Genomic DNA, 7347 nt, shown 5'->3' with positions numbered 1-7347 from the left:
CCGCGACACCAGATTCTCATCCAGATTGTCGCGCGCTTCTCATCAGAATTGTCGCGCCACATTCGCTCCTACAACAGGGAAAAAGCACGCCTCACGCATCTGTCGTATACCGCAATTTCGAGCGATGCCGAGACAACTCCCATCAGCGGAAGCTGTGAGATGGATTTCGCGAGGCCGAACTCGCCAGAGTGCATCTAACTCACCTAGGGTTCCTGGAAGCTTTTCGAACTTTCTGGGTCGCGCATCAACCAGAATTGCTGGGGCTTATGTACAAAGCGGGACAGTAGATTCGGCTTTATGGCGGCTTCGGAGGCCTTGAGCGTAAACAGCCGCTGTGCGCCCCTTGCAAGTAGTCCTTAGGATACTCTGAAGCAGATATGCCAGCCTGCGGTCTCGTACGGCGCGGGTGCGTGAAGATATGGCGAAGTTAGACCTGCCTCTACTCACCGCATATTATGGTGAATGGCAAACTCAAGAGTTTGATCTGGGGCGCTAGGTGTTCATGTCTTTCAATTTCTCGAGAGGCAGCAGCTCAATCCGTTCGCCCGTAGATGGATACGGGAAATTTGATCGGATTGCGGAAGCGTCGGGCATGTTGCCGTCCGAGTCGCCCGAGCCATCGACGACGAGGCGCCTTTTGCGCCAGACCGGACGATCGAGCGACCGATCTCGGGATTGCGTAGTCTCCGGGATAGACGACTGTGAGCATGCTGGGAGTCAGGCGGTCATCCCCAGCAACGACGTTCTGAAGTGCTCCATGTTCTCTTCGACGCTTTCGCGGCTGAGGTCGCCTGTCTTCCTGTCGCGGATCATTTCGTACATGTGCTCATGAAGTCCGACCGCGCGCCACTTGCCGCTGACTTCCAGCGACTTCTGGACCCAGGGCGCGACCATCTTCAGAACGAAATCGGCGATCACCACGATCAGTGGGTTGCCAGCTGCCTTGTAGATGGCTCGATGGAAATCGAGGTCGGCCTCGAGGAGTTCCTCGATTGGAGAGTTCGCGTCATCCGACAGTCTCCTCAAGCGGTCGATGCACTCCCTCATGACTGCAAGATCTTCGTCCGTGCGCCGAAGTGAAGCGAGTTCCGAGCAGTTTCGGTCGAAGACATATCTCAGCTCCATCAGCATTTCGGGCGTCGAACTCTGGAGGTAGAGCTTGAACATGGCCAGCGGCATTGCGGGGCCGTCGTCCTTGCGGATGTAATTGCCAAATCCGTGCTTGGTTTCGACAATCCCCGATACCGCTAGCGTCTTGATTGCCTCTCGGATAGGTGTCCGGCTGATACCGAGCTGCTGGGCCAGTTCCTTTTCGTTGGGAAGTTTGTCGCCTGGTCCCAGGTTTCCATTAGCGATCTCGCCTGTAATGTAGTCGAGCGCAATGTCCAATCTGCTTGGGATTTTCTTCGGATCAATAGACAGCATTCCTGGTCACGCTCCGGTCATATTTGAAGAAGGTACGAGGTCATACCGTGTTTTGCCTTTGGGGAAAATACCGAACTGCGGGGCGAGCGCTATGGTGATTTATTCGCTAATCTGCCCCAACCGCTTTGAGGCCTTTGGATCGAATGGGAACATCAACCCTGCAGCGAGGAAGCCGCCGTCGACGTTGAGCGTATGTCCTGTGATATAGGCTGCCTCATCACTCGCCAGGAACACTGCGGCGTCCGCGATTTCTGACGGCTCGCCATAGCGTCGCTGCGGGACTAGCCGATGGTAAGCCTCCCGGGTTTCGACTGTGTGCATGACCTTCGAAACCTCTGTGAGGATGGGGCCGGGGGCGATGTTGTTGACAGTGATGCCGGACTCGGCGAGCTCGACCGCCATCACTTTGGTGAGGAGCTCGACGCCGGCCTTCGAAGCGCCGTATGCCGAACGCCCGACGCCTCCCTTCTGGCCGGACAACGAGGCGATATTGATGATTCTTCCGTATCCCTTCGTGGCCATGATCCGCGCGAAGGCCTGAGCTACCAGGAATGTCCCGGTCAAGTTGATCCGAACCACACGTTCGAACTCTTCCCTTGAGCTTTCGAGGAATAATGTGGTTGCACCTACGCCCGCGTTGTTGACCAGAATCTCGACGTTGCCGAACCGCTTGATTGTATTCCTCACGATAGCGGCGATGTCCTCATCGACTGAAATGTCAGCACGAACTGCCAACGCCTTCTCGCCAAGGCGGCCGGCGGCCTCGGTTGCCACGTCCGAGTCGCGATCGACTATGACCACGTTCGCGCCTTCGCGAATGTAAGCCTCCGCCACTGCAAGCCCGATGCCCCGTCCAGCGCCGGTCACTACGGCGGTACGACCAGAAAGTCTCATTTTGTAGTCCTCCAGCGAAGGTGTGACGTATAAGGTATGAGGTATGATCTTGACATCGTTATGGGCTCCTCCTATGACTCTTGTCAAGAGTGGAGCCGTGTCGGGTGAGGGGCGAGTTTCCTCGACCGGGGAGGATGGGAGGTTGGAGTGCCTTCGGTTGCGAGACTAAAAGCCGTGTTCTATGGCGATGATTTCACAGGTTCGTCCGAGAACCTGGCGCAGTTCCACCGGAGCGGCGTAAAGGGCAAGTTGTACCTCGCGCGTCCGGCGATGGAGAAGGTTGTTGCCGATTCTGCTTCCTACGATGTGCTCGGTTTCGCGGGCACCGCACGGGCGCTTTCGGGAGCCGAGCTCGACGCCGAACTTGACAGCGCCTTCTCGATCATAGGCGGGCTGAACAGCGCCTTCATTCAATACAAAATCTGCTCGACCTTCGACTCGTCGCCGACGGTCGGAAGTTACGGTGCCGTCCTCGACCGTGCCGCCGTCCACTTTGGAGAACGTGGCGTCCCCGTGCTCGCGGCCACTCCCGACTTCGGACGCTACACCTGCTTCGGAAATCATTTCGCGCGCTTCGCCGAAAGAATCGAGCGGTTAGACCGTCATCCGAGCATGCGCGGCCATCCCAAAACCCCGATGCACGAGGCCGATCTACGGCTGCATCTAGCAGGGCAGACGGACAAGAATTTTGTCAACATCACGCTTCCCATGGTCCGCAACCGCGCCACGATGGACGAATGTGTCTCCAGGTCTTTCCGGGGCGGGGCGGGAGTCATTTTCGACGGCGTCGAAAATGCCGATTTGGCTGCGGTCGCGGATTTGCTTTGGACCAGAGCTTCAACTGTGCCGATTTTCGCGCTTGCAGCTCAAGGTCTCGCACAGCAGCTGGGTGCGCTCTGGGCTCGCTTGGGACTTCTGCCCGCCTCCCAGCCTGTCAAAACAGAAATCTCCGGCGTCGAGAAACTGCTGGTATTGTCCGGCAGCTGCGCGCTTCAGACTGGACGCCAGATCGCCGCTGCGGAAGCTGCTGGCTGGAAGATGGTGCACCTGGACGTATCAAAGATCGCATCAGACGAGCTAGGCGCTGCGGCGGCTCGCGAAGTAGCGCTGAAGGCGATTGAAGGCCTCGAGCGTGGTTGTCCCACCGTAATCTACACTGCCCGTGGAGAGTCCGGCCGCGTGGTGGACGGCGAGGTTCCCGCCGAGCGCCTCGGAGCGATTTATTGCAACATTGCCCGCTCGGTACGGCGCGCCGTGTCCCTGCCACGCATAGTATTTTCCGGCGGCGATAGCTCCAGCTACGCCGTCAGAACGGTCGGCGCGCAAGCTCTCGAGATCGCGGTTTTCGACGAGGTGCAGAACTGCCACGTTTGTCGCCTGGATGCGCCGGGCGACGCCGACATCGACGGTCTTGAAGTCATGCTCAAAGGTGGACAGATCGGTGCCGACGACTTTTTCTTGCGCGCCCTGAAGGGCACCGTCGATTCCGTTGCGGCGTAAGGACGAGAAATGCATCAGAAGATCATACTGGAAGCGCGCGTCAACGAGTACGCGTCCCGTACCTCCAACCCCAACATTCCATACACCGCCGACGAGATCGCGGAAGCCGCGGTCGCGGCCCGCAAGGCGGGAGCGGCGATCCTGCATTATCACGCGAGAACTCCTGACGGTGGCGCGACGAACACCGTAGAAGCCAACGCTGAAATCATCCGCAAGGTCAGGGCGGCCACCGATCTGCTCATCCTTCCAACTCTTGGCTTCATCTCGAACGATGCGGACGCCAAGAAGCGTATCGATACGGTGGCTACTTTGGCCCTGGACCCGGCGACGAAGCCCGACATCGCTCCCATCGACACAGGATCGGCGAACCTCGAACTTTGGAATCCCGAGACGGGCGCATTCGAAAACTCGGACCGGCTCTATCTCAACACGACCGAAAGTCTGATGCACTACGCCCGCACGTTGGCAGAATCGGGCGTCAAGCCGAAGCTGGTCACTTGGTCGGTCGGGTTCACGCGGCGTGCGATTGCATTGATGAATGCAGGCTTGGTCGAAGGGCCGGCCTACTTCCTGCTTCATATGACGGGAGGGCGCTACATCACTGGGCATCCGCCGACGGTGGCCGGTTTGATGGCGCACCTTGCGTTTCTGCCTGACGATAGGCCTATCGAATGGACTGTGAACTGCCTGGGTGGAAACCTGTTGGATATTGCGCCGGCGATTTGCCGTCTGGGCGGCCATATGGCCATTGGCATCGGCGACTACCCGTATCGCGAGCTTGGAGCGCCCACGAACGCGGATGTCATATCCCGCGCTGTTGAGATTGCACAAAAGGTCGGACGCGAGCCCGCTACGCCAGCAGAGGCCGGCGCGATACTGAAATTGAAAAGTAAGTAGAAACGACGCGACATGCCGCCGCCCAAGCAACGGCGCATTTGTTGTTTTTCAAAGGTATGACGTCATATCATGATCGATGCGAGATCAAAACACGAGGCCATTGAAGGCGAGCGGATGCCGACAGCTCGGATCCTTCTCCAGGCCGAAGGAGTCGAGAAGTCGTTCAATGGCGTGCCCGCGTTGGTCGACGGAAGGCTAACACTCAAGGCCGGTACGGTGCACGCACTCTGCGGTGGCAACGGTGCAGGCAAGAGCACGTTTCTGAACATAACGATGGGTTTGCTGCGCCGCGATGGCGGTACGGTGCTAATCGACGGCGAACCGGTCGATTTCAAGAGCGCCGCGGACGCGTTGCGCCATGGAATCGCGATCATCACGCAGGAGCTTTCTCCAGTCCCGGAGATGACCGTCGCCGAGAACCTTTATCTTGGTCGAGAACCTAAGCGACTTGGGGTTCTTGTAAACTTCGGCCAAATGCGTCGAGAGGCCCAGGCATTCCTCGACGAACTCGGCTTCGAGGTCGACGCGCGCAAAAAGATGGGGGAACTGAGCCTCGCGCAGATTCAGCTCGTTGAGATCGCGAAGGCGCTTAGCTATCGCGCGCACATCGTCATCATGGACGAGCCTACTTCAGCCATCGGCGAACATGAAGTTCATGTCCTGTTCAACGCGCTTCGCAAGATCACTGCGCGCGGTTCCGCAATCATCTACGTTTCCCACAAGCTGACCGAAATCTTCGAAATCGCGGACGAATACACTGTTTTCCGCGACGGCCGGTTTATCGAGACGGGAAGCATCAAGGACATCGACCGTCGGCACCTCGTGACGCAGATCGTTGGTCGCGAAGTGAAGCTGGTGGAGAAGGGTAAACCCCTCGAAGACGCTCCGATCCTACTTTCTGTTTCGAACTTGGCACGTGGGTCTCACTTCCGCGACATCTCCCTGGAAGTCGCTTCGGGTGAGGTGGTGGGCATTTATGGGTTGCTTGGCTCCGGACGGACCGAGTTCCTAGAAACGATTTTCGGACTTCACTCTCCCACGAACGGAGAGATTCTATTCAACGGCGACAAGGTGAGACCAGGGCGCCCCAAGGAAGCAATCCAACGCGGGATGGCCATGGTGACGGAGGACCGCAAAGACAGCGGCCTCGTCCTCTCGGCGTCGATAGCCCACAATATCACGCTCTCGTCGCTCGCCCTAATGGCAGTCAGCGGCTTCATCCGGCGCGACAAGGAACGAAGCGCCGTGCGCGGCATGATCGAGTCACAGCGTATCAAGTCGGCGTCGCCGGACGTCGCCGTCGAGACCTTGTCTGGTGGAAATCAACAGAAAGTCGTCCTTGCACGCTGCCTGCTAACCGACCCACGGCTCTTGATCTGTGACGAGCCCACGCGCGGCATCGACGAAGGCTCGAAGCAGGAGATTTACGCCTTCCTGCGGGACTTCGCCGCAAAGGGCAACGGCGTCCTCGTCGTCTCCTCGGAGGCCCCAGAGATCATGCAACTCAGCGACCGGATCGCGATCTTCAAGCAGGGGCAACTCGTCAACATCATCAACGGTGCCGACGCAACGCAACAGAAGCTCATGGACCTAGCGAGCTAACCGATGGGCGCTAGTCCCTCAAACGGAGGATTTGAGCAATGAATACAATCGCTGCGGCGAAGCCTGGAAGCATGCGGGCAGGAGAACTTATCAGTCAGTTTAGCATCGTCCTGGTGTTCTTCGTCATCGTCGCGTTCTTTTCATTCGCCAGCCAATATTTCCTGACATGGCCGAATTGGCTCAATCTTGTCCGACAGTCGTCTATCAATGGCATTCTGGCTATCGGCGTCACCTTCGTGATCCTCACAAAGGGCATAGATCTGTCGGTGGGATCCGTGATGGCGATCACCGGAATGGTCGCCGCCAGCCTGGTCACTGATACGAATCAGCATTTCGTGCTTTGGGGCATCCTTGCGGGGCTTTCGGTTGGCGCTGCCCTCGGCTTGGTCAACGGAGTGCTCGTCGCCGCGATCAAGCTTCCGCCGTTCGTAGTAACCCTCGGCATGCTCAGTGTCGCGCGCGGATTGACCCTGATCTTCTCGGACGGCCGACCGATCCCGGACCTGTCGGACGCCTTCACGTGGATCGGCGCGGGCCAAGTCATGTACGTCCCGGTTCCAATCCTGGTCCTGCTGATCGTCTTTCTGATTGGGTGGACGGTCCTGAACTACACGACGTTCGGACGGTACGTCTACGCAGTCGGCGGGAACGAGAAGGCGGCACGGACAAGCGGCATCTCGACGAAGTTCGTAGTCGGCTCGACCTATGTAATCTCCGGGCTTTTGGCGGGTTTGGCCGGCATCGTTCTCTCAGCCAGGACGACCGCAGCCCTGCCGCAGGCGGGCATCGGCTACGAGCTTGACGCGATCGCGGCGGTCGTCATCGGAGGGACCAGCCTTGCGGGCGGCCGCGGTTCGCTACTCGGCACGCTCACAGGAGCGCTGATTATCGGCACCATCAACAACGGCATGGATCTGATGGGGGTATCTTCCTATTACCAGCAAGTGCTCAAGGGCACCATCATCGTGATCGCGGTCATCGCCGATCAAATCCGCAAATGACGAATTTTCAGGAATTGCCGCCGACATG

The 7347-nt window shown here is 58.4% G+C and carries 7 protein-coding genes; 5 read left to right on the top strand and 2 right to left on the bottom strand.

The features are described 5' to 3' along the window. The coding region (locus ACWGTO_RS29805; RefSeq protein WP_454578364.1) for a hypothetical protein at positions 1–198 on the top strand (198 nt) is incomplete at its 5' end. Between the two features lie 519 nt (positions 199–717). Here the strand turns inward: ACWGTO_RS29805 and ACWGTO_RS29800 are convergent. Beyond that, a complete protein-coding gene (locus ACWGTO_RS29800) occupies positions 718–1425 on the bottom strand; it encodes a FadR/GntR family transcriptional regulator (protein WP_454578363.1) in 708 nt (235 codons plus the stop codon). A gap of 99 nt (positions 1426–1524) precedes the next feature. Beyond that, a complete protein-coding gene (locus tag ACWGTO_RS29795; protein WP_454578362.1) occupies positions 1525–2319 on the bottom strand; it encodes an SDR family NAD(P)-dependent oxidoreductase in 795 nt (264 codons plus the stop codon). A gap of 147 nt (positions 2320–2466) precedes the next feature. Here ACWGTO_RS29795 and ACWGTO_RS29790 point away from each other — a divergent pair, with 147 nt between their 5' ends. The 4 genes from ACWGTO_RS29790 to ACWGTO_RS29775 all read left to right on the top strand — a co-directional run bounded on the left by ACWGTO_RS29790 (position 2467) and on the right by ACWGTO_RS29775 (position 7319). After that, a complete protein-coding gene (locus ACWGTO_RS29790; RefSeq protein WP_454578361.1) occupies positions 2467–3819 on the top strand; it encodes a four-carbon acid sugar kinase family protein in 1353 nt (450 codons plus the stop codon). A 9-nt stretch (positions 3820–3828) separates the two neighbouring features. Continuing rightward, positions 3829–4716, top strand: a complete 888-nt coding sequence (locus ACWGTO_RS29785) for a 3-keto-5-aminohexanoate cleavage protein (protein ID WP_454578360.1) — start codon at positions 3829–3831, stop codon at positions 4714–4716. A 69-nt stretch (positions 4717–4785) separates the two neighbouring features. Further along, positions 4786–6318 carry a sugar ABC transporter ATP-binding protein gene (locus tag ACWGTO_RS29780; RefSeq protein ID WP_454578359.1) on the top strand — a complete coding sequence of 511 codons (1533 nt, stop codon included), beginning with the start codon at positions 4786–4788 and terminating at the stop codon, positions 6316–6318. Positions 6319–6356: 38 nt separating this feature from the next. Then, positions 6357–7319: an ABC transporter permease gene (locus ACWGTO_RS29775; RefSeq protein ID WP_454578358.1), complete on the top strand. Its 963-nt coding sequence runs from the start codon at positions 6357–6359 to the stop codon at positions 7317–7319. The last annotated feature ends 28 nt before the right edge of the window (positions 7320–7347 follow it).

Source organism: Mesorhizobium sp. PL10, assembly GCF_053714315.1.
This window is presented reverse-complemented; position numbering and strand designations above follow the sequence as displayed.

What these genes read in the sequence shown, in the direction of transcription:
- ACWGTO_RS29775 (WP_454578358.1), top strand. Translation starts at nt 6,357, where the DNA reads ATGAATACAATCGCTGCGGCGAAGCCTGGAAGCATGCGGGCAGGAGAA.
- ACWGTO_RS29785 (WP_454578360.1), top strand. Translation starts at nt 3,829, where the DNA reads ATGCATCAGAAGATCATACTGGAAGCGCGCGTCAACGAGTACGCGTCC.
- ACWGTO_RS29800 (WP_454578363.1), bottom strand. Translation starts at nt 1,425, where the DNA reads ATGCTGTCTATTGATCCGAAGAAAATCCCAAGCAGATTGGACATTGCG.
- ACWGTO_RS29795 (WP_454578362.1), bottom strand. Translation starts at nt 2,319, where the DNA reads ATGAGACTTTCTGGTCGTACCGCCGTAGTGACCGGCGCTGGACGGGGC.
- ACWGTO_RS29780 (WP_454578359.1), top strand. Translation starts at nt 4,786, where the DNA reads ATGATCGATGCGAGATCAAAACACGAGGCCATTGAAGGCGAGCGGATG.